The organism is Brasilonema octagenarum UFV-OR1 (assembly GCF_963888615.1).
Taxonomy (GTDB): domain Bacteria; phylum Cyanobacteriota; class Cyanobacteriia; order Cyanobacteriales; family Nostocaceae; genus Brasilonema; species Brasilonema sennae.
The window spans coordinates 48,437-71,409 of the sequence record NZ_CAWPKW010000056.1 but is presented as its reverse complement, the minus strand read 5'-3'; the positions used below and the strand labels follow the sequence as shown (position 1 = coordinate 71,409).

Annotated in this window: 17 protein-coding genes; 4 read left to right on the top strand and 13 right to left on the bottom strand. The window is 42.3% G+C overall.

Annotation, left to right across the window (positions count from 1 at the left end):
* Positions 1–32 precede the first annotated feature (32 nt).
* Complete coding sequence (gene sbnA, locus AC5590_RS04800; protein ID WP_169263258.1) at positions 33–995, bottom strand: 2,3-diaminopropionate biosynthesis protein SbnA; 963 nt, start codon at positions 993–995, stop codon at positions 33–35.
* A gap of 759 nt (positions 996–1,754) precedes the next feature.
* Between sbnA and AC5590_RS04795 the strand changes: the two genes are divergently transcribed.
* The 3 genes from AC5590_RS04795 (at position 1,755) to rppB (AC5590_RS04785) (ending at position 6,414) form a co-directional block, all read left to right on the top strand.
* A complete protein-coding gene (locus AC5590_RS04795; RefSeq protein WP_169263257.1) occupies positions 1,755–3,404 on the top strand; it encodes an iron uptake porin in 1,650 nt (549 codons plus the stop codon).
* A gap of 906 nt (positions 3,405–4,310) precedes the next feature.
* Positions 4,311–5,015, top strand: a complete 705-nt coding sequence (gene rppA, locus AC5590_RS04790) for a two-component system response regulator RppA (RefSeq protein WP_169263256.1) — start codon at positions 4,311–4,313, stop codon at positions 5,013–5,015.
* Positions 5,002–6,414: a two-component system sensor histidine kinase RppB gene (rppB, locus tag AC5590_RS04785; protein ID WP_169263255.1), complete on the top strand. Its 1,413-nt coding sequence runs from the start codon at positions 5,002–5,004 to the stop codon at positions 6,412–6,414. The genes rppA (AC5590_RS04790) and rppB (AC5590_RS04785) overlap by 14 nt, the downstream gene beginning before the upstream one ends.
* A gap of 625 nt (positions 6,415–7,039) precedes the next feature.
* Here the strand turns inward: rppB (AC5590_RS04785) and AC5590_RS04780 are convergent.
* The 3 genes from AC5590_RS04780 to AC5590_RS04770 all read right to left on the bottom strand — a co-directional run bounded on the left by AC5590_RS04780 (position 7,040) and on the right by AC5590_RS04770 (position 9,725).
* Positions 7,040–7,417, bottom strand: a complete 378-nt coding sequence (locus AC5590_RS04780) for a hypothetical protein (RefSeq protein WP_169263254.1) — start codon at positions 7,415–7,417, stop codon at positions 7,040–7,042.
* A gap of 218 nt (positions 7,418–7,635) precedes the next feature.
* Positions 7,636–8,313: a tetratricopeptide repeat protein gene (locus AC5590_RS04775; RefSeq protein WP_169263253.1), complete on the bottom strand. Its 678-nt coding sequence runs from the start codon at positions 8,311–8,313 to the stop codon at positions 7,636–7,638.
* 86 nt (positions 8,314–8,399) lie between these two features.
* The gene (locus AC5590_RS04770) at positions 8,400–9,725 is read right to left on the bottom strand and encodes an Nramp family divalent metal transporter (RefSeq protein ID WP_169263252.1); all 1,326 of its coding nucleotides are present in this window, start codon (positions 9,723–9,725) and stop codon (positions 8,400–8,402) included.
* 215 nt (positions 9,726–9,940) lie between these two features.
* Between AC5590_RS04770 and AC5590_RS04765 the strand changes: the two genes are divergently transcribed.
* The gene (locus AC5590_RS04765; RefSeq protein WP_318284558.1) at positions 9,941–10,141 is read left to right on the top strand and encodes a hypothetical protein; all 201 of its coding nucleotides are present in this window, start codon (positions 9,941–9,943) and stop codon (positions 10,139–10,141) included.
* 10 nt (positions 10,142–10,151) lie between these two features.
* Here the strand turns inward: AC5590_RS04765 and rppB (AC5590_RS04760) are convergent, their stop codons facing one another.
* From rppB (AC5590_RS04760) to AC5590_RS04720, 9 genes are all read right to left on the bottom strand, one after another.
* Complete coding sequence (gene rppB / locus AC5590_RS04760) at positions 10,152–11,537, bottom strand: two-component system sensor histidine kinase RppB (RefSeq protein ID WP_169263251.1); 1,386 nt, start codon at positions 11,535–11,537, stop codon at positions 10,152–10,154.
* A complete protein-coding gene (gene rppA / locus AC5590_RS04755; RefSeq protein ID WP_169263250.1) occupies positions 11,527–12,228 on the bottom strand; it encodes a two-component system response regulator RppA in 702 nt (233 codons plus the stop codon). The genes rppB (AC5590_RS04760) and rppA (AC5590_RS04755) overlap by 11 nt, the downstream gene beginning before the upstream one ends.
* Positions 12,229–12,507: 279 nt before the next feature.
* Positions 12,508–14,031 carry a SulP family inorganic anion transporter gene (locus tag AC5590_RS04750; protein ID WP_169263249.1) on the bottom strand — a complete coding sequence of 508 codons (1,524 nt, stop codon included), beginning with the start codon at positions 14,029–14,031 and terminating at the stop codon, positions 12,508–12,510.
* 256 nt (positions 14,032–14,287) lie between these two features.
* Complete coding sequence (locus AC5590_RS04745; RefSeq protein WP_169263248.1) at positions 14,288–15,274, bottom strand: RNA polymerase sigma factor, RpoD/SigA family; 987 nt, start codon at positions 15,272–15,274, stop codon at positions 14,288–14,290.
* 40 nt (positions 15,275–15,314) lie between these two features.
* A complete protein-coding gene (locus AC5590_RS04740; RefSeq protein WP_169263247.1) occupies positions 15,315–16,130 on the bottom strand; it encodes a CemA family protein in 816 nt (271 codons plus the stop codon).
* A 263-nt stretch (positions 16,131–16,393) separates the two neighbouring features.
* Complete coding sequence (locus AC5590_RS04735; RefSeq protein ID WP_169263246.1) at positions 16,394–17,320, bottom strand: cation diffusion facilitator family transporter; 927 nt, start codon at positions 17,318–17,320, stop codon at positions 16,394–16,396.
* Between the two features lie 2 nt (positions 17,321–17,322).
* Entirely contained in the window at positions 17,323–17,667 is a 345-nt protein-coding gene (locus AC5590_RS04730) for a DUF190 domain-containing protein (RefSeq protein ID WP_169263245.1), read from the bottom strand.
* A gap of 116 nt (positions 17,668–17,783) precedes the next feature.
* Positions 17,784–20,903 carry an efflux RND transporter permease subunit gene (locus tag AC5590_RS04725; RefSeq protein WP_169263244.1) on the bottom strand — a complete coding sequence of 1,040 codons (3,120 nt, stop codon included), beginning with the start codon at positions 20,901–20,903 and terminating at the stop codon, positions 17,784–17,786.
* Positions 20,904–21,044: 141 nt separating this feature from the next.
* Positions 21,045–22,754 (bottom strand): efflux RND transporter periplasmic adaptor subunit, encoded by a 1,710-nt coding sequence (locus AC5590_RS04720; RefSeq protein WP_169263243.1) that lies wholly within the window; start codon positions 22,752–22,754, stop codon positions 21,045–21,047.
* Between the last annotated feature and the right edge of the window lie 219 nt (positions 22,755–22,973).

The window sequence follows — 22,973 nt, the reverse complement described above, 5'->3', positions numbered from 1 at the left end:
TATTTTTCGTCACGAGTGCGTAAGTCCTATTATTAAACTACTGCTGTTAGCCTCTGGAGTCGCGTTACCCAGTCATCGTTATAGACCAAATCAAGATAGCGCTCCCCTCGATCTGGAAACACTGTCAACACACGATAAGGTTTAGGGAAAGTGGGGAGAAGCTTTTTGATAGCAGCAACAACAGACCCAGACGAACCACCTGCAAAAATGCCTTCATGAGTTACTAGGTCACGGCAACCTTGCATAGATTCCCAATCATCGACATAGACAATCTCATCAATCTCAGTCTTGTTTAACAACTCGGGAACACGACTGGAGCCGATACCAGGTAGCTCGCGCTTACCTGCAGGAGCACCAAAGATTACCGACCCGACAGCATCAACAGCAATTACTCGGATATTGGGAAATTTTTCGCGCAGGCGACGAGCTACTCCTAATATTGTTCCTGTAGTGCTAACTGCAATCACCACACAGTCAAGACCACCATCTAAATTGGCAATAATTTCACCACCAATACCGTTGTAATGCGCTTGCCAGTTTAGCTGGTTAGCATATTGATTAATCCACAAGCTATGAGGAATAGTCTTAACTAATTCCTGCACACGCTGAATCCGTGTCTTCAGGTAGCCCCCTTGATCATCGGGCTTTGTCACCATATCGACATTAGCGCCCAATTGCTGGAGTATTTGCAAATTAGTTGGTGAGATTTTAGGGTCAACCACACAGGTGAATGAAAGCTTGTAAACTCGCGCCATCATTGCTAAGGCGATACCCAAATTACCAGAGGTACTCTCAACTAGGTGGGTTCGAGAATTGATAGTACCGTCTTGCAATCCCTTTTCAACAATGAATCTAGCTGGACGGTCTTTAACACTACCACCAGGATTCAAAAACTCTAGTTTGGCGATAATATCGAGATCTGCTTGGGGAAATAATCGACGTAAACGAACGAGCGGTGTTTGACCAACACAACTGGCTACTGATTCATAAATCATATCTTCACTCTCGAACGAAAAGTTTCAGGAATTGATTGAAGTACAGGTCAACAAGAAAATGGCTGTCCAGGGTTCTTGATCATAAAAAAGCCATTTCTTATGTATGGCATCTTGAACAATGGTGAACCTCAACAAATTCCATGATTTGTTTTGGCTTTCCGTACTCTAAAGCAAGCCTATTTTTTGTCTACATTCAGCTATGAATAAACCTGCTGTTTTCTATACTGCAAATCAAAAATGAAATTTGGATGAAATTTCTGGCTTTTGATTGGATATTTATTTAAAAATCATTACTGACAATGCGGATTTTGTTTGTATAGCCTTAATTGGCATTCTCTTGGACGCAGACAAACTTTATGTGTAGAACCGTCAATGATTTTTAGAAATCTTCTTGAGTCAAATAAATTTTCATCTTAATTTCATATTAGTATGCTAAAATTTATGATTTGATATCAGTTGACAAATCGTTTACAAAATACATCTCTTACTTACTGATTTGTTTGATTCAAACATTTGGAATTTCATCCTAATTTCATCTTAGTATGCTAACACTTTTCTTTGGATTAAAGTTGACAAATTGTTTAGAAAATGCATCTCTTACTTACTGATTTATTTGATTCAAAAATTCAGAATTTCATCCTAATTTCATCTTGATCTGAGAACCTAATTTATAGGAGTGAACTCTGGAAATACTTACTTAGATGTGAAAAAACAACAAATCATATCTAAGCCGAATTTAGGTGTGAGAGAGAAAAAATTATGACAACACAATTCCGGAACGTTCTGAAGCTAAGTCCGGTTGTTCTGGCAGCCACATTCTTCACTGCGAATAGCGCTATGGCTTCTTCTGTCAACGAACAGGTGACTTCCGTCTCTCAGTTGACAGCACAATCTGACAACATTGGTCAAGTAACATCTGTTTCTCAGTTTTCCGACGTACAGCCAACAGATTGGGCATTTCAAGCATTACAGTCTCTGGTAGAGCGCTACGGTTGTATTGCAGGTTATCCCAATGGTACCTATCGTGGTAACCGCGCTTTGACCCGTTATGAGTTTGCGGCTGGTTTGAACGCCTGTTTGGATCGAGTGAATGAACTGATTGCAACAGCTACCGCTGACTTAGTCAGGAAAGAAGACTTAGCTACCTTGCAGCGTTTACAAGAAGAATTCTCTGCTGAATTGGCTACTCTACGCGGTCGTGTTGATGCCTTAGAAGCTCGTACTGCTGAATTAGAAGCAAATCAATTCTCTACCACGACAAAACTGGTTGGTGAAGCGATTTTCAATCTATCTGACATTTTTGGTAGCGATAATCGGGCTGTTCCCTCTGGTGTAAACCCGGCAACAGCTCAGGACTTGAATTCTAATACCATTTTCGCTGACCGGGTTCGTCTGAACTTGCTCTCCAGCTTCTTTGGCTCAGACCGGTTGCAAATCCGTTTGCAGGCTCGGAATGTCACTCCTTATGGTACAGGCGTAACGGGTACAAATATGACCCGTCTGAGTTTTGATGGAAATGACAGCAACGACGTTCTGATTGACAAACTAAACTATGCATTTAATCTAGGCGACGCCGTACGCGTTCAGGTTGATGCATTTGGTGGTCTATTATATGAAAATCTCAACACCTTTACCCCTGAGTTCAACAGCTCTGGTAGGGGTAGTATCTCTCGCTACGGTCGTTTCAGCCCCATTTACCGCGTAGGTGAGGGTGGTGCAGGTGCAACATTATCCTTCAATCCCAAAGGACCTATCACCGTGTCAGCGGCTTATCTAGCCGACAGAGCTAACAATCCTAATGATGGATCAGGTTTTTTAAATGGTGGATATGCAGCCCTTGGTCAGATATCCTTCCAGCCTAATCAGGCATTCAATATCGGTTTAACCTATGCTCGCACCTATCAAAATATAGGAAATGTTGCTAACAATAGCATTAACCTCTTTAACTCTACAGGGAGTCAGTATGCTAATAATCCCTTCGGTGGCGCTGCTCTGACTGCTGACCACTATGGCGTAGAAGCTACCTTGAGACTAGGTCCCAAGGTTACGCTTGGTGGTTGGTATGGTTACAGTGAGGCAGAAGCTAAAGGCGGTACGGCAAATGGTGCTAATGCATACTTTGAGTATTGGGCTGCTAACGTTGCTTTCAAAGACTTTGGCAGACAAGGTAATGTGCTTGGTTTTATCTTTGGTCAACCACCTAAAGCAACTGGCAACGAATTCGTCCAAACAAACGGTATTCGTCGTCAAGACAGGGACACATCCTACCATCTAGAGGCGCTGTACAGACTGCAATTGACTGAAAACATTGCTGTCACGCCTGGTGTGTTGGTTATCTTCAATCCAGAACATAATGACAGGAACGACACTGTTTACGTAGGTACACTGCGTACCACGTTTACTTTCTAAAACTGCTAATAGCTAATAATTAACAGTTATCAGTTTCATCACTTGGGTAACGGTTCCTCCATTAAGAGCGTGGAACGCATTGATGGCGGGTCTAAATGCCTCCATACATCTTTGCTGACTGTTCACTATTAACTGATTTATAACTATTAGCAATTGGCTCTTGTCAAGTCGAGAAACTAAAGCTTGCAGCAAGCAGGCTTTGGTACACCTATAACTGTCTTCAAGTCAAATTTTATTTAATAGTAAATGAGCGAATGCAAGACCCTAGCATTTGTCTAGGGTCTTGTTTTAAGTACAGATAAAAAATATTATATTGCTCAAGATTTCATCTTAATTTCATACTTACATATCATAATAAAAAGTAACTCACAAAAAGTAATTCAGTAGACCTTTTGCAAGTAGTTAGTTTCCATGATTTTACTAACTGTGTCTCACTTACACCTACCGATTGATAGCAATTAGGTCTATTGAGTTTTTCTTACTGTTAAAACCTTGAGAGGCTGTTTGTAAACAAAAGTAAAGGTCTCAAAAACCAAGTTTTTCGATTGAACAGAGATAGTCAGATGATGAACAATCCTCGCAAGTTTAGGATAAAAATTCCATGCGTCTTTTCAGAAGCTGGCATTTCATCCTAATTTCATACTTATCTGTCAATATAAATATTGACTCAATAGACTCCTTGCAAAAAGTTAATTTTATAACTCCTCTCACTAAACCCATACAGTGTTTGGGCAAGAAGGTTTATTGAGTTTTTCTCACAGTCATCACTGGTTTTAGTTCATTCAATTATTATAAGTAGTGAATTATACAAAATTTGGATTTGACAAATGAAGTTTGCTAACAGTGGGATGAGCATACTGCAAAAGTGTTTTAGAAATACCAGTTGACAAGTAATAGGTTAACTTTATGAGAGTACTGTTAGTCGAGGATGAACCAGATTTGGGTACCGCTATCAAGCGAACTTTACACCAAGAAAAGTACTTGGTTGACTGGGTTATGGATGGTACTGAGGCATGGGCATATCTAGAAAATAGATGGACACAATATACGCTAGCTATTTTCGATTGGATGTTGCCAGGAATGTCAGGATTGGAGTTGTGCAAAAGGTTACGTAGCAACAAAAATCCTCTGCCCGTGCTGATACTTACAGCTAAAGACAGTATGGCAGATAAAGTGGCTGGGCTAGATGCAGGAGCTGATGACTACTTGGTGAAGCCATTTAGCATGGCAGAATTACTAGCGCGGTTACGTGCTCTGCAACGTCGTTCTCCTCATTTTCAATCCCCAGAACTGATAGTTGGCAATCTAACTCTAGATTATGGTAATAGTGCGGTTGTGTTTCAGAATGCTACGAGGGAAAAACAAGTCATTCCCCTAACTAATAAAGAATTCCAGCTCCTAGAGTATTTTATGAAGCACCCGAACCAAATTGTTACCACAGAACAGATTCGCAATCAGCTTTGGGAGGTGAGTGCAGAACCTGCTAGCAATGTAGTGGCAGCTCAAATGCGTTTGCTGCGTCGTAAGCTAGCGTCGAGTGGCTGTGAAAACCCCATTGAAACTTTGCATGGCATGGGATATCGTTTGAAACTTACCAATGAACCAAAATAAACTGTTTAAGCTGACTCGTATTCGTCTGGCTTCGTGGTATGCACTCGTCATGGCTCTTATCTTAGGTTTGTGCGGATTTGGCGTTTACCAAGCGGTGTCCCATGCTCATCGGATAACCTTAGATCGAGAAATAGAATCAGTTGCAGGAACCCTGCATGACAGTGTTGAACTAAAACTACAGCAACCTGGACACTTGGAACCAGTTTTAAAGCAGCTACTACCAAATATCTGCACAGTTGGAGACAGGTGTATTCAAGAGCAATCTTTCAAACGCCATACTCTCACCGCTATTAACCAAGGTTATTATTATGTTCGCTTTTTCGATAATTCCGGACGCTTGACTGCTATCGCTGGTTTTCATCCACAAGAACTATCCCCAGTTTTTAAGAAGGAACTTTGGCAAACTGTTAAAGACAGCAAAGGCAAGTTTTTCCACCAAATATCCTTTAGGCTACACACCGAAGATAATCGTGATTGGGGGTATATGCAAGTGGGGCGAAGTCTGGAAGACTTCAATAGTTATTTAGATGGTGTGAAATTGATTTTAGCATTGGGATTGCCAGTGGCAATGGGTCTAGTTGGTCTTGCTAGTTGGTGGTTAGCAGGATTAGCGATGCAACCGATTTACCAATCCTACAGACAAATTCAACAATTTACAGCAGATGCAGCACACGAGTTACGAACACCTTTAGCTGCAACACAGGCGACGGTGGAGTCAACGCTTTTAATGCCGCAACTGGATGAAACAGAAACGCGGGATATTCTGCAAACTATACAGCGTCAGAATCAGCGACTCACGACTTTAGTGACAGATTTGCTGCTTTTAGCTCGCTTGGATCGACAACCTATGCCGATGCGACGCGAGCTTTGTTGCCTTAATGATGTTGTTGACGATTTAGTAGAAGAGTTTGCAGCGATGGCTACTTCAGTCGAGGTGAAGCTGACATCCTTTATAAAGGTGCATCAACCTTTGAATATTGTAGGCAATCCTGAGCAGCTTTATCGTTTGATTTCTAACTTAATTATCAATGCAATTCAATATACACCTCAAGGAGGAGAGGTCACAGTTATTTTAGACCGCAATGAGCATTATGCTGTGATTCAGGTTCAAGATACAGGCATTGGCATTCCACAACATGAACTGTCTCGGATTTTTGACCGTTTCTATCGGGTGAGTGGCGATCGCTCACGTAGCACTGGTGGTTCTGGATTAGGGTTGGCGATCGCGCAGGCTATTGTTCAGGCACACCACGGCAGCTTGAATGTGCAAACTGAATTAGGTAAAAGTAGTACTTTTACTATTCAATTGCCCTTCGATGTCACGGTGTTTAATGGCGTTCGTTCTATTTACGGATTTAAAGGGCTGTATCGTCGTTTACGTAAATTCAAGGTCAATTAACCTCTTCTCCCCTTAAGGGTTAATACTCTAGCCCTAGCCCTGTCAAGGTGAGATCAAAACCCTCCCCTAGAACTAAAAATGGCAACCAAAATCGTAAACAACAGTCCAAATGAAATTTATGGCGTCTTTTCATTTCCCCTCTTCATTGTCAATAATTTTGAATTACTGACAATAAAAGACATAACGAGAGACTAGAGGATTGCAAACGCAAAAATAATTCAACGCAAAAATGAGGGTTTCACCTACTTACAGTCACCTTGACAGGGCTATACTCTAGCCCTTGTGAGTGGTCTTTCAACTCAGCACTGAGCACTCGGTACTCAAGACTTTTTATTCCTAATTTGAGTAGCTAAAAAGCTATTTTCTCGTCACCCTTACTTAGAATTTTTATCGCCAATCATATTGACAAATCTTGTTCCTTAGCGGATGAAACAGCCCTGCTTGATATATAGGGGTTTAAAAATGTGTTTTTTAGAAGTCTAAGCTTCTGAAGCCATCTTATAGCAGGACTTCAGAGGCTTTTCGATGGGGTAGTTGTCGAGGGCTTGTTTGACGGTAGCATTAACCTTATCAACCCTTCGCTAATGTACCCGTTGCTACTTAGATGGAAGTAGCAACAAGCGCTCTAATACACCAAATTCCCAGTACCGCGCAGCTGACGCAAAGAATTTATACAATACGGGCAGTCGCAGGTAAATAACCGCATCGCAGTATTACTTTCCTCTTCAGTAAAGTTCAGCATGGCGACGTTCTGATCTGATTTGTTTGTAGTAAGAGTTGTTGAACGTACGGGCGGGGCATTCGGATTTCTTTCAGAATCTTTAATGCATACAGGAGTTTTGAAACTAGCGTGGGGATGTGTTATGCAGGTACGACCATCGCTGGTATGCGTTAATCGCTGAGTCATAGCAGCGTGGGCGGGATTGATGACTCCCAGCGTAGACATCAGTGATACAAAAATGGAGGAACTAGAAAGCAAATTCAGTATAAGTTTTCTGTTCATAGGTTTCCTTGAAGAACGTGCTTGAGCGTTCAGGTTATTCCATTGACTGTCAGAAGGTCAAGTGATTTTTTTCCTGAAATAATCTAGTTTGACAATACGCATCACAACTTTGTTTCCGTCTGCACTGATTTGTGTTAAAAATAAGGGTGAGCAAAGCTTGCCCACCCTATCAATAAGCCTGTTCAAAACAGGTTTGACAATGTTGAATTTTGCATTGCTTACTGCTGAATCTGCTGAAGGAAGGCTTGTGTTTGCTGATACCCTTGAGTATTTCCTTGTTGTTGAAACAAGCTTGCAGCCTGCTTTAAATCAGCAACAGCGCTCTTGTTGTCTCCCAAAGCATACTGAGCAAGTCCCCGGTTACCATAAGCATCAGCTAGATTGGGATTTCTATTGAGGGCAGAGTTAAAATTTACAACAGCTTGCTTATGATTTCCCTGTTTAAAATTGGCAAGTCCCAGATTGTAGTAGCCATCTGGTGAAGTTGGATCAATTTTTATTGTCTGAGTGAAGTCGGCGATCGCTTTTTGGAAATCTCCCAGTTGAGCATAAGCAGTTCCCCGACCTCTGTAAGCATCCGCATGGTTGGGATTTAGCCGCAACGTCGAGTTAAAATCGCTCAGCGCTGCTTTCAAGTTTCCTAAATGAAATTCTGCTAGCCCCCGCAGGCAATAACCTTCATAATATCTAGGATTCAACTGTACTACAGAGTTGAAATCCTCAATAGCTCCGTTGAAGTTGCCTTGATTTAACTTTTGCACTCCTTGGCTATAGTATCCCTGAAAATTCGTTTGCTGGGTGCGACTTTGTGGTACTTGTGCAGAGATAGCAGCAGGCAATCCACCTACTACACTCGTTATTCCCAGGATTGCGATTGTTTTATGAATGTAGTTCATGGCTTGACTTTCTCTGTGCTAGAAATACGAGGTAGATTTGCACAGAAGTATTCCCGATTACGATTATTGTATACGAGTCAAACAAATTAAGGGACAAGATGCAACCAACCCAAAAGACTTTGTAATAGTAACCAAGTATTTAAGCAGACGATGACAATTGCAACTCCCCAGGCTAAAAATTTGAGCCATAGCGGATTCACAAACTCACCCATGAAGCGGTGGTTGCTCGTAAACATCACCAATGGAATCACTGCAAACGCTAACTGTAAACTGAGAATAACTTGACTAAGAACTATTAAGCTGCTTGTACTATTTTCTCCGAATATAATAATTGTCATCAACGCTGGAATAATAGCAAGTAAACGGGTTACTAAACGGCGTAACCAGGAAGGAAGACGAAATTGCAAAAATCCTTCCATGACAATCTGCCCAGCCAAAGTAGCAGTCAGCGTTGAACTTTGTCCAGAAGCAAGTAAAGCAATACCAAATATAGCACTAGCTGCACTCACTCCTAACAATGGGGAAAGCAGTTTGTAAGCTTCTTGAATTTCTGCCACATTCTGATTTCCAGAATCATGAAACGTGGCTGCAGAAACAATTAAAATTGCTGAATTAATAAACAGTGCTAACGATAAAGCTACTGTTGAATCAATCGTACCAAATTTAATCGCTTCCCACCGTTTTTCAGTTGTTGGTTGCCAATCGCGTGTTTGTACAATTGAGGAGTGTAAATATAAGTTATGAGGCATGACTGTTGCCCCTAAAATACCGATTGCAATATAGAGCATTTCTGGGTTCTGTAAAATCTCTCGCTTGGGTAGATATCCAAACAGTATTCCCCCAAAATCAGGTCGAGAAAAAATAGTTTCTGCTGTGAAACAGATGCCTACAGTTGCTATCAGCATAATTACCAAAGCTTCTACATAACGAAAGCCTTTTCCTTGCAGAAATAACAATACAAGTACATCTAGGGCAGTGATACAGACTCCCCAAACTAAGGGAATACCAAACAAAAGTTGCAGTGCGATGGCACTTCCAAGTAGTTCCGCTAAGTCACACGCAGCAATAGCAATCTCACACAGAACCCATAAACAAAAGCTGATTCGTGGACTGAAATAGTCCCGACAAGCCTGCGCCAAATCTCGCCCTGTCGCAACACCTAAACGCACGCACAGCGATTGCAGTAATATCGCCATGAGGTTCGACAACAAGATGACTGTCAACAAAGTGTAACCAAATTTAGACCCCCCAGCGATGTCAGTCGCCCAGTTACCTGGGTCCATATAGCCAACTGACACCAAATACCCTGGTCCTCCATAGGCAAGCATTTTGCGCCAAAAGCTGTTGCTTGAAGGAATTTTGATACTGCGGTGAACCTCGCTAAGACTGGGTCTGTGTTTTTCTTGCGTCATGAGTTTCTCGGTTGAAGTCTTTCATATTTTTCTCATAATCTCAGAAAATCTGAAAGAAAGATCAACCTCTAGGCGCATACATTATGCTACGAGCCTAGTTAGATTGATTGAGTATATTTATTATCATATTTGTACTTAGAGTCTAAAAAAAGAATTTTGGCACCAATACCTCTCTCAAACTATCTTTTGACAATGGTTCACCCCATAAAGTTGAGGTGGAACTAACTCCTCTAAGCGGATTATCGCGTCAGTTTACACCAGTGAAAGTGGCACAGTCAGTTGAAGTAGAGGGGATTGCACCACCAATGTCTGTCCGGTTGCTTGGTTTATTCTACTTTACTGCTTTTGTGGGCATTGGTATGGTGATTGGATTGCTGATACAGTCGAAGCTCAAACCACAAGCAAGGGTATCTTAGAAGCAGACTTTCATCGGTTTGAGTTTAATAACGGGGTAACTGTTAAAGGCAATTGAACGATGAAGGTGCTACCTTTACCAACTTCGCTTTGCACATGAAGGCTACCTCCATGTGCTTGAACAATAGCAGTCGCGATCGCCAGTCCTAATCCTGATCCACCAGTGGTACGTGAGCGATCGCTATTCACCCGATAAAAGCGATTAAAAATCCGCTTTTGCTCACCAAGTGCAATGCCAATGCCTGTGTCTTGAACTTCAATTACAGCATGACCGTTGTTGCGTTTGAGAATGACAGTGACATAACCACCGGCTCTGGTGTATTTAATAGCATTAGCAATTAAATTAGAAAGCAGACGTAAAAGTTGGTCTTCATCCCCCATCACATACAACGGTTGATGGCATAGAACTGAAGATGTTAATTGTAAAGAAGCTGCACTTGCTAACGCGGAAAACTCTTCTATAAGGTCATTAATCAAAATGTTGAGACAGCAAGGTTCCCATTGTGTTGTCAGCTCTTGCTGATCCAATCGAGACAGTAGCAGTAAATCACCAACCAGTTCAGCGAGTCGGTAATTCTGACGTTGAATAGATGCCAGGGTATCTCGCGCTTCTGCAAGAGACAAATGCTCCGTATCAAGTACAGTTTCTACTGTTGCATTAATTGCTGTTAGAGGAGTACGCAATTCATGGGAAGCATCAGACGTAAACTGTTGCATTTGTTTGTATGATCTGTCAATTCGTCGCATCGCCAACCCCGCCAGCCACCAACTAGAACCACCAACGAGGAGTACTGTAATGGGCAATCCCAACGCCAAGACCAGTTTTAAAGCAGCGAGACGATTATCAAGCTCTTTAAGAGAGCGCCCCACCTGTATATAGCCCCAAACCTGATTATCTTGAGTATGCAACGGCAGAGACTTTTGATTATAACGATTGCCTTGCGGGTCTTTGACTGTTTGCCACACTTTTGTTTGCACAGTTGGTGGTAATTTGTCAGGCAGGAAACCAACCACAGCAATTAACCGTCCCGAACTATCGATAAAACGTATGTAATATTGCTTATCTCTGTGGATAGTACTAATAATGTCATCTTCAGCAAGGGTGCGTTGTTTGTGCCCAAAGATTGTTTGGGTAGGACAACCGGACTCAATTACACAAGTATTGAGTAAAACTTGCTGAAAGATCGGCTCTATGCGACCGGGTTGTTTCAAATTCGGTTCAATGACATTATGCAGTGTGCCTGTCACAGACTCTAGTTCCCGTTTGATGGAAACTAAATAAGCATCAACAATTACCTCATAAACGACGAAACCGCATAGAGTCAAAATCAGACCCATAACGACTGCATACCACAGAGCGAGCCAGGTGCGAGTCTGACGAAACAGTCTAATTTGCATCGCTGGAATTGAAACGATAGCCCATACTCGGGACGGTTTCGATAAAACCATCACAACCATGTTCTGACAATTTACGTCGCAACAGTCGAATTTGAGCCGCCACCACATTACTAACACGTTCCGCATTCAACGTATAAAGATGGCTCAAAATTTGTTCGCGGCTAAGAATCTGGTTAGGACGTTTCATGAAGTATTCCAGCAGATGAAATTCTTTCTTTGTTAAAGAAATGACCTGACTATCACCATTGGGCTGTTGATAACAAGCCGTACCACTACCATAATCTAAAATAAGGCTACCAACTTGAAGTTGCTGAGGTTGAAACTGGGGCGATCGCCTTTGCAATGCTCGCAGCCGCGCCAGCAGTTCTGCCATCCCAAATGGTTTGACCAAATAATCATCAGCCCCTGCATCCAGTCCAGCCACCTTATCTGCCATACTGTCTTTAGCTGTAAGCATCAGTACAGGCAAGGGGTTACCACGAAGCCGTAATCGCTTGCAGAGTTCTAAACCCGATATTCCTGGCAGCAACCAATCAAAGATTGCCAGTGTATATTGCGTCCATTGGTTTTCCAGGCAAATCCAAGCTTCAGTGCCGTCTAAAATCCAGTCAACAATATATTTTTCTTTGCTCAATTTTCGTTGAATCGATGCGCCTAGATCTGGCTCATCTTCAACTAGCAGAACTTTCATAACGAGCAGATATACCTTTAAAGTTTGTTCATCAATAAACTCTAAGCGTAGTCACACTAATACATAGGTCTGTATTAATGCCAACGATAAGAGCAGAAATTTTGTATAACTTATCATCAGCAGTCGTTGCTGCTGTTTCTTACGTTGTTCATTTCAAGAGTTAGCATAGTTCCAGAAGTAACTGGAATGACACTATCGTTTAATAGTTTGACAAACTGGAATGAAATTCGGATGAAATTTTATACTGTTGAAGCAGATTTTTGCAAAAATGGCGGACTACTAGCTTTGGAAAGGTCTGCGGAAGCGCTTCTCCAGTCTATCCCAGTGCATAATCACTGTACTTCCTCTCTGTTGTTGTTGCTCCGCCCACATTGATAACCAGTCAAGGCAAGAGTGGTCAATATAAGCCAAATTCTCAAGGTGAACATACAACTCGGTATCTGCTGGCATTTGCTCTAGAACAGAAGCCATCTTTGGCAGCCGAATAAATGTTGCAGTTCCTTCTATGTGGATATCAATTTTGCAATTTTTTTCATCCCTCTCAAAGTATATATTTAGGTAGGATATTTTGTAAATTAGCGCTATTGTGGTCAGCACAATGCCAATCAGCACACCCGTAAGCAGATCGGCAGCTACAATTCCAACAAAGGTTGCAAAGAAAATGACTACAGGCACACGCCCGTACTGTTTGAGCTTGCGGATGTTCTCTACTTCCACCAACTTGTAGCCTGTAACAACCAGAATTGCAGCGAGGCTGGACATGGGAATCATCTTTAGTAAACCAGGTGCGGCAACTACCAAGACAAGTATCCATACACCATGAAGTATTGCTGACAGTCTTGTTTTAGCCCCTGCTTTGACGTTCACAGAGCTACGGACAATCACTCCTGTCATTGGTAAGACTCCTAGCGCCCCGCAAACCATGTTACCAAAACCTTGTGCAGCTAATTCGCGGTCAAAATCTGTTTTTGAGCCTTGGTGCAGCCGATCCACTGCTGCTGCTGAGAGTAAGCTTTCCGCACTGGCAATGAAGGCAATTGCCGTAGCTGATATCAGTAGCGGTGGATTCATCAGGCGAATCAAGTTGGCAGGCGTTGGGACTTGAATGACTTCGGTTAGATTTGCAGGTACATCAACATAAGGAATTGGTAGATGGAACAAGTTGGCTAGAGTGCTGGCTATTACCACAGCAATCAATGCTCCAGGTATCAGCTTCAAGCTTCGCGGCTTGAATTTATCCCACAGCAGAAGCACGATTAAGGTAGTAACACCAATAGCAGCAGCCATCAAATGGCTAATATTGTCATAGTCAAAAAAAGTATGGTAAAGGGATATGGGAATCGAAATTAGATTTTCAATTCCAGTAGCACGTGGCTTTTCTTTAAGCATCACATGGAATTGGGAAGCGAAAATTAACACGCCAATACCTGCAAGCATTCCATAAATAACTGCTGGAGATATGGCGCGGAATATTTTACCAAACTTAAATACTCCCGCCAGCAACTGTATCAAACCTGCCAGGAGTATAACGGAACCGAGCATTTCGATACCATTATTCTGAACTAGTTCCGCAACAATAACCGCTAGCCCAGCTGCAGGTCCACTGACTTGCAATGCTGAACCAGAAATAGCCCCGACAACTATTCCACCAATTATTCCTGTTACCAAACCACGAGCCGGAGGAACTCCTGAGGCGATCGCAATCCCCATCGACAGTGGAAGAGCAACGAGAAACACAACGAAAGACGCGACTATATCTTTGCTCAAAGAGCGTTTGTATTTAATACCTTCAAACTTTCTCATAACTAAATCTGAGGAAAACTATTTTGTTTACATTCAGTTGTTGCATAAGAGCAAGGGTTGCTATATACGGTTTTTTCAATAACCTAAATAAGCAAGTTAATTACCCATCTCAAAGCCTAGACTTTCGATGTAGTGTGGGTAATTAAGTATCTTTTTTTGACAAATTATCAAAAATTTTTCAAGTGGCGAGTTAACTATTTTTTTGGATTAAATTTTTAGAGAGAATAACCGTTAAGCAAATTATTTACTGATACAGCTAACTGACAATATACTCCCGTAGATTTGCTTGGCGATAACGGAGGTAACTAAGTGCTTGTTGCTCTACATAACGAACTCTTCGCCAGCTAAGATTGAGCTGTTTAGCCACCTGCACCTGTGTGAGTTCATAACCGTCCTCCAAGCCATAGCGTAGAGTTAGGATTTGTTGCTGCTGGGGAGTTAGTTCTGTCAGTGAGGTATGGATATCTTGACACAGGAAATCTTGAATTATGTAGGTTTCAGATGACGCTCCTTGAGCTTCTGTTAAAAAGTTTTGCAATTCGGTGTCCTCGTTATCGCCCACTTGTTTGTCTAGCGAGACAGGTTGACGACTCATCATCAGAAGTTCGTGGATTTGGGCAGGGTTTAATTCCATCTGTTGTGCAATTTCACCCGCACTGGGACTGCGCCCCAATTTCTGAGATAGTTCTGTTTGCACTTTCTTAAGTTTGTTCAACTTTTCGCCAATATGAATTGGAAGTCGAATAGTTCGTCCTTGCTGAGAAATTGCCCGTGTAATTGCCTGACGAATCCACCAGTAGGCATAAGTCGAGAACTTGTAGCCGCGTGTGGGGTCAAACTTCTCTACACCGCGCTGCAAACCTAGCGTTCCCTCCTGAATCAGATCCATAAACTCTAAATTTCGCTCCTGATATCGTTTGGCAATGGAAACCACTAAGCGTAGATTCGCTTCTATCATTTTTTGCTTTGCCCATGTGCCACGCTGAAAAATTCCCTTCAATTGGGCTTCAGTGAGTTGAACGTACTCAGCTAGCTCTTTTTGGGTTGGTTCATAGTTCAGTTGTTTCTTCAGGGCTTCTCTTTTCTTTTGCAACGCCATCATCTGTTGCACCTGCTTGCCATAAAAAATCTCTTCCTTATAGGTTAACAATGGTACACGACCAATTTCTTGCAGATAACTCTGAACTATATCTGTTGTGAATTGAGCATTTGAAGTCTTTGTTTGGGTGTTGGATGTTGACATAGTTGTAGTATTTGTTGTGTCAAAATTTCGGACATAAAAATTATTCATTCATGTTGCGGTAGGTAGCAACGGCTGAAGGAAAACTGCGGTTAAGATAACGAAAAATCCAATACTTAAAAATAGTATCCATTATTACTGGGACAGTAGCAATAAACAGAGAAATAAAACTTTTGTTTTCTGGAAATCCGTAATGCTTTAAAGTACTTTCTAAAATGATTTCCCAACCATAAGGAGAGTGATAACCAACAAATATATCAGTAGATAGAATAATTAAAAAAGCTTTGGCAGAGTCACTTAAACTATAAGTTGTATCGCCAGCAAAAGACTTGAGAATAGATAGTTGTTTTTGTCCTTTGAAAATTAAAACAATAAATGTAATGGCTGTCAGTATATCGGCAAAGATATTTGTCACTGCATTAATACTTTCAGCTTTATATTCTTCTGCTATAGTATTGGCTTTTTCCTTGAGCTTGTTCTGTACAACCTCGGCAGAGAGTTTTGGGATTTTACCAATTCGAGCTTCAAAGTTAAGGACTTGCTCAAATCTTTTCAGTTCAGCCAAGGCTTTTTCTTGTTGAGAAGCGTTTAAAAAAATCTCCACCTTTTCTTGATTCCAAAAATTTTTAACTAGCGGACTGATTACAAAATTTCTAGAAAGCTGATTGACTAAAAGGGGAACTACAATCAGAATTAACAAAAAACGGATGGAGGAAATAGTTTGATAACGAGAAGCGCGAAACTCTTCAATAACTTTAGACTCGGCATTTGGATCTAACGTCTGCTTAAATTTATCTATGGTGCGCAAGATAGATCGGGGAATTATGCTGTTTTTTTTACTTGGTAATCTTGATTTCATCTTAATTTGTCATAGATATTCAAAAGCACAATTCTAGAAATTAGTGACACAACTAGAAAGTGCTAGAGAGCTATAAAAGTCAAGAATTAAGTCTCTAACCTTTATTCTATGGAATCAGAATGAAATTAAGATGAAAAATCAACCGACAAAACAACATTCACTGAGAAGACGGTTGTAATTATTTTGTCGTTTTTATTAAAAACTTAATCAACTAGTTAATTTTCAGAAATTGATCAATAAAAATTGAGAGTATTTTCTCACCTTTAAACAACATTTTCATTTTCTTGAGCAAGAGAACATGGATAATTTGGGTCTCCAGTTTCTATTTGGATTGTGGCGTGTTCAATGCCAAAATTGTCGTGAAGTTCTCGATTTACCCGTGTGAAAAAAGCATCACCGGGATGTCCTGCAGGTATAACCAAGTGAGCCGTGAGTGCTGTTTCGGTGGTACTCATTGCCCAAATATGCAAGTCATGAACACTACTCACACCAGGAAGTTCAGCTAAGTACGTGCGAACTGCAAGCGGTTCAATACCTGCTGGTACAGCATCTGTCACCAAGTTGAGAGATTCTTGGAACAGTTGCCAGGTGCCAGCTACAATTACTACAGTGACAATTAAACTCACAGCAGGATCGAACCACAGCCAGCCAGTGGCAATAATTGCAATGCCAGCCAGAACAACCCCTACTGATACTGCAGCATCTGCAACTAGATGTAGGAATGCGCCTCTAATGTTCAAGTCACTCTTACGCCCTGATAGGAACATCAAAGCACTTATCGTGTTAATAGCGATTCCTATAGCTGCTACTGTAATTACCGTTCCCCCTGCTACTGGAGCGGGTTCACGAAATCGTAGGATTGCTTCCCAGCCAATACCGCCGGAAATAACTAGGAGAAAGGCGGCGTTTAAAAGCGCAGCTAAAATTGAAGAGCGACGCAATCCGTAGGTGCGGCGTGCTGTCGGTTTGCGACGAGCGAGAATGCTTGCTCCCCAAGCGAGTAGCAAACCCAAAACATCACTGAGATTGTGACCTGCATCAGCAAGCAGTGCCAAGGAGTTGGCAATAATACCATAAAATGCCTCAATGATGACAAACCCCGTGTTGAGCGCGACACTGATAATGAAAGCACGGTTGTAATTACTGCCACCGTGGTCGTGTCCGTTACTATGACTGTGATTATGAGCCATGATTACTGCCCTTGAAGCGTTACCAATGGTGAGAAAACTTCTATGCTCTGACAGGTGACAAACTTATCTTTAAGCATATCTTTGACTAAGGAAAAAAATTCAGCAATCGCAATTTCACTATCAATAACTGTCATAACAAGTGGTAGCACACAAGACTCAGTAGATGGATCGAGCTCGTTCATAGTGCGAAAAATACCATGCTTGCCATATCCGGAAATTGCCGGCATCACCGTCATTCCTATTATTCTCTGTTTGCGAGCTATTCCTAATAGAGCTTGGTGAAGGGGTTGATGTTGCCAACTATCAGACTCGCTAACATAGATAGTCAGTTGTTTCCATGCTGTCATAGTTATTTCACTTAATAAATCTGTTATGCAAAGAAATTCCTCACTTACACTGAGAAATAAGGAGGCGGTAAAGGATATGAGATCATCAGCTCTGTAAGATATGATTTTAAAAAACCTCATACAGTGGAACCTTGGGTAACTTCAATATTTTGTGTTGGTGCAGTCTTTTTCGGAACCAGAAACTTACGAAACAGCATGTAGCAAGCCGGAAGCACAAGCAAAGTTAAAGCAGTTGAGGTAAACAAACCACCTAACACCACAATAGCTAGTGGCTGAAGGATTTCTTTTCCAGCTCCACTACCAATGACCAATGGCACCATACCAAGAGCAGATGCTAGCGCTGTCATCAAAATTGCAACTAAGCGTTCCATCGACCCTTCCATTAAAACTTCTCGTAAAGGTTGTCCCTCTGCCAACCTAGCATTGTAGTTCTCAACCAACAATAGTCCGTTACGTGCTGCAACGCCAAAGAGAGTAATAAATCCTACCATCGAAGCAACGGAGATAATACCGCCAGTCAAGGCAACAGAAATTACACCACCGATTAATGCTAAGGGTAGATTCACCAAAATCATGATGGTTGCAGGAATTGACTTGACGGCAAAGTAAAGCAAAACTGCAATAGCAACAAACGCTAATCCCCCAGCCCAAATTAAAGTTTTCGTGGCTCCCTCTTGCGCTTCAAATTGACCACCGTATTCAATAAAATATCCAGGGGGAAGTTGCACCTCTTGCTTAACCTTGTCCCGAATATCCTTAATTACAGAACCCAAATCTCGCCCAGCCACATTACTAGATACAACAATATACCGAGAGACATTTTCGCGGTTGATGGTATTGGGACCAGTACCGTAGTCAATTTTTGCGACTTGAGCTAAGGGAATTTTCTGAGCGTTGGGTATATCAACTAATAAATCACGGATGATTTCTATATTGTTACGGTAGCTTTCTTGCAACCAAACAATCATGTTGAAGGTTTGTTGCTGGTCTAAGACTTGAGAAACGGCTTTTCCATTGAGAGCCGTTTCAATCGTTTCTGATAGTTCCCCGATGGTCAGACCATATCGAGCAGCAGCATCCCGGTCAAACTGAATTTGCACCTGTTTCATTGGTACTTGTGGTTCTAATTGCAAGTCTGCTAGACCTTGAACTTTACCCATAGCTGATTGCACTTGTTTGCCAAGGGTACGGAGTTGTTCCAAGTCGAGACCAAAGATTTTCACAGCTATAGCACTTCTTACCCCGGACAGTACTTCATCCATGCGGTGAGAAATAAAACCACCAATATTAGGTACTACGCCGGGAATTTTCTCAAATTCCGAGCGAATCATTTCAATAGTCTTGTCCCTATCTTTTGCCCCCTCTTCACTCAATTGCACATCCAGTTCTCCAGAGTTGACACCAGCCACTTCAGTATCGCCTTGAGCGCGTCCAGAGCGGAATTGAACAGCCTCAATCCGAGGATCTTTTTTGAGAGTTTCTTCTATCGCTAACCCCACTTGATTGGTTGCATCTAGAGATTGACCAGGCATAAGAATAGTAGCAATCACCAGGGCGCGGTCTTGAAACTCTGGTAAAAAAACTTGTCCTAAACCAAGTAGAATTACTATTGAAGCGACAATCCCAGCCATCGCTGTTGCCAAAACAATCTTGGGGCGACGCATAGAAAATTTCAAAGCTGGACGGTAAAGCCGATGAGCTTGTCTTTCTACCCAAGTTTCTGTACTGGGTAACCTTGTATTCACCAACAGTAGGGCGCACATTGCTGGGGTTAACGTCAGCGCTACCAAGGTGGAAGCAGCAATTGACAGCAGATACGCTAAACCCATTGGTGTAAAAATTCGACCTTCCACACCAGAGAGGGCGAAAATCGGTGCGAAGACGACGGCAATAATAATTGTGGCAAAGAGAACGCTAACACGCACTTCCACTGAACCATTGAAAACAACTTGCAACGGTGGGACAGGATTTCCAGCGAGTTGGTTTTCCCGTAAGCGGCGGTAGACGTTTTCCATATCAACAATTGCATCATCCACCACCGAACCAATGGCTACCACTAGTCCGCCCAAAGTCATGGTGTTAATGCCTTGTCCTGTCCAGTTGAGAATCATCATCCCTAGCAACAAGGACACGGGTAGGGCGCTTAAACTAATAACTACCGTGCGCCAATTCATCAAAAACAGAATCAAGATGACGGAAACGATGATAGTGCCATCGCGCAAGGCTTCTTCAACATTCTTAATAGACGCTTCAATAAAATCTTCTTGGCGAAAGGTAGTTGTAATTTTGACATCTTTTGGCAGACCAGCTTTAATTTCCTCCATTGCTGCCTCAGCAGCTTTTGTGACTGATGGTGTATCCGCAGTTGGTTGTTTGTTGATGGTCAAAATCACTGCTTTTTTACCCGCCGCACTGCCATCACCGCGTTTGAGTGCTGCACCAATTTGTACATCAGCCACTTGCTCTAGAAGCACTGGCGTGCCATTTTTGGCTTTAATAACTGATTTTTTTAGCTGCTCAATAGATTGAATCCGCCCTACTCCTCGAACCAAAGTCTCTTGGTCAGGAGTTATTAAAAATCCTCCTGGCGCATTGGCGTTGGCGGCAGCTGCGGCTTTGGTAACATCATCAAGAGTAACATTAAACGCTCTTAGCTTCGCTGGATTAACCAGCACTTGATACTGACGCTCATCCCCACCAAATATGACAATATTACTGACACCACGGACAGCCAGCAGGCGGTTTTTTACCTGCCAGTTGACAATGCGCCATACATCCATTAACGGAGTGGTTTCGGAGGTGAAGGCGTATTTGACAGTCCATCCTAAAGCAGAACTAACGGGAAGAATTTCTGAATCTTCTACCCCTTGCGGTAGCAGGCTGCGTGCTTGTTGCAACCGTTCCGTCACCAATTGACGGGCGCGATAAATGTCCGTATCCCAACTGAAGGTGGCTCTCACAGCAGAAAGACCTACAGCTGAAGAGGAGCGTAACGCTTCAAGTCCGGGAGTTCCGTTTATTGCACTTTCTATGGGACGAGTCACCAACGACTCCACTTCTTCTGGTGCAAGTCCTGGGGCTTCAGTCATAATTTCGACTTGCGGCGGAGAAAAGCTGGGAAACACATCCAAAGGCATTTGAGTTAGGACGCGAAAGCCCCACAAGCTAATTAAAATTGAGGCGAGAACCACCAGCCAACGTTGGGTAATAGACCATTTAACTATGGAATTAAGCATATATTGATTTTTAAATAGGTAGAGTCACAAGGGATTTAGAGGATAAAATAAAATCAATAATCTTCAAAACTTACTTCTCCTCCTTTTGCCTTCCTCAACAACTATCCACTTGGTAACAGCACTCGTCATAGTCATTGCCCATTAGTGAGGCTGGTGAGGGTTTTCACGCTCCTCATCCTGTTTAGCGGAAGTAGATAAGGTTGGCTGCTTGTGGTTATCGATATGAATCTCTGTTTCATAAGGAGTTGCGTCGTACTCAATGTTACCCATCTCTACCATCCGGGAACGAGTACGACGACTAGACCAGGAACTACCTATTATGAAAGCACCAGTCGCAATTGCCGTTCCTCCCAATGCTCCAATTAACCACAAAGGTAGCCCGAAGTTGTGAGCTTCAGCCTTAGTCTCTTGTGAATGCGAATTACCTTCTTCCTTATGCGAATGCTCTTCTTCCTCTTCTTTAGATTTACTTCCACCCCGCAAAGACTGTGCATAAAGTTGCGGCGCACGTTGGGTGACAATTGAATTTCCCTGAGATAAACCTTGAGTGACTTCTACCAAATCCCCAGAGGTTTGACCTAGCGTCACTTCAGTTGACTTAAAAGCATTACCATTTTGTACGTAAACTATTGTTTTATTATTTGCCTCTACCACAGCAGATTTGGGAATTGCTAAGGTAGCTGCTGATGTTTGGTCTGTTAAAACTTCGAGTTCGGCAAACATCCCCGGCTTGAGAACTCCACTGGGGTTATCTACTTCGGCTTTCACAGGAACAACCCGCGTTTCGCCTTCTACCACTGACCCAACCACGGCAACTCGTCCAGTAAATGTGCGATTAGGCACAGAAGCTACCTTCAAACTTACCCTTTGACCCCTCCTTACCTTGCCCAAATCTTTTTCATAAATATTTGCTGTGGCATAAACCCGACTGTCATTGACAATTGTTATCAGCTTGCCACCTACATCATTGAATGATTGACCAATAGTAACTTCTCTGTCAGCAACCCGACCGGAAATGGGAGCCGTCACCGTCACCAGTCCCTTAGCATTGGCGCTGTTTCCCAGTTGTTGCAACCGAGTCTCATAATTAGTATTACTAAGTTGAATACGTTTTTTTGCTAACTGAACTGTTGATTTTGCAAGTTCGAGTTTATTTTCAGCATCAATTACGTCTCGGCGGCTCAAAGCTGTGGTCAGTACCGCTTTGGCTTCTGCCAGCTGGGTTTGGGATTCGAGGGCATTGCGACGGGGGAGAGCGCCTGCATCAGCTACTACCTTATCTTTATCATACTTTTCTTGAGCAAAGGTCACCTTACTCTGTGCAGAGGCTATTTCATCTGCGGCTATTTGCTGATATTTTTCGTAGTTTTGTTGAGCGAGCCGTAAGTCAGCTTGTGCTTGCTGCAAGTCAGCTTGACCTTCGGCAAGTTTTTCCTGGGAGTTCACCCGCAGTTCCACCAAGTCAGGACTAGTTACAACAGCAACGGGTTGACCTTTTTTCACGACTGCACCAGGTTCTACCAACAACTCAACGACTTTCGCTTTAGAAATTGGGGTAGTTACTTCCGCTTTTTGACTGGGTAAAGTTTCAATCTGTCCAGTGGTTTTAATACCAACAGATAGCCGCTGACGTTTTACTGGCTCGACTTTGATTCCTAGCTGTTTAGCCGTTAAGGCATCTACTTCAACAGATCCACCACTTTGACTGGTTTCACTTCCTCCTTGAAATTCGTCTCCGTCTCCACCGTGGGCTAAAACAACTGTGGGAGCAATTAATAGGAGCAGACTCAAAAGTCCTCCAGAAATACAACGGAGTGTCGTAGATTTTTGGGAAGGTTCAAGGCTGTGCATTATTAGAAATGTCCTTGAGTACTGAGGAACTAGAGTAACGGCTTGAAGCTGGCATTTGGGTTCTGTTAAAGTCGCTTGCTATTCGGTAAACACAGCAAATGTTCCACGCTAACAGAACCACCTTGCACTAGTCTGTCATATGAGGATGAAATTACTGTGAAATTTTGGGCTTGATCTCAACAAATATGCAATCAAACTCTAGCTTGACTATAAAAATTT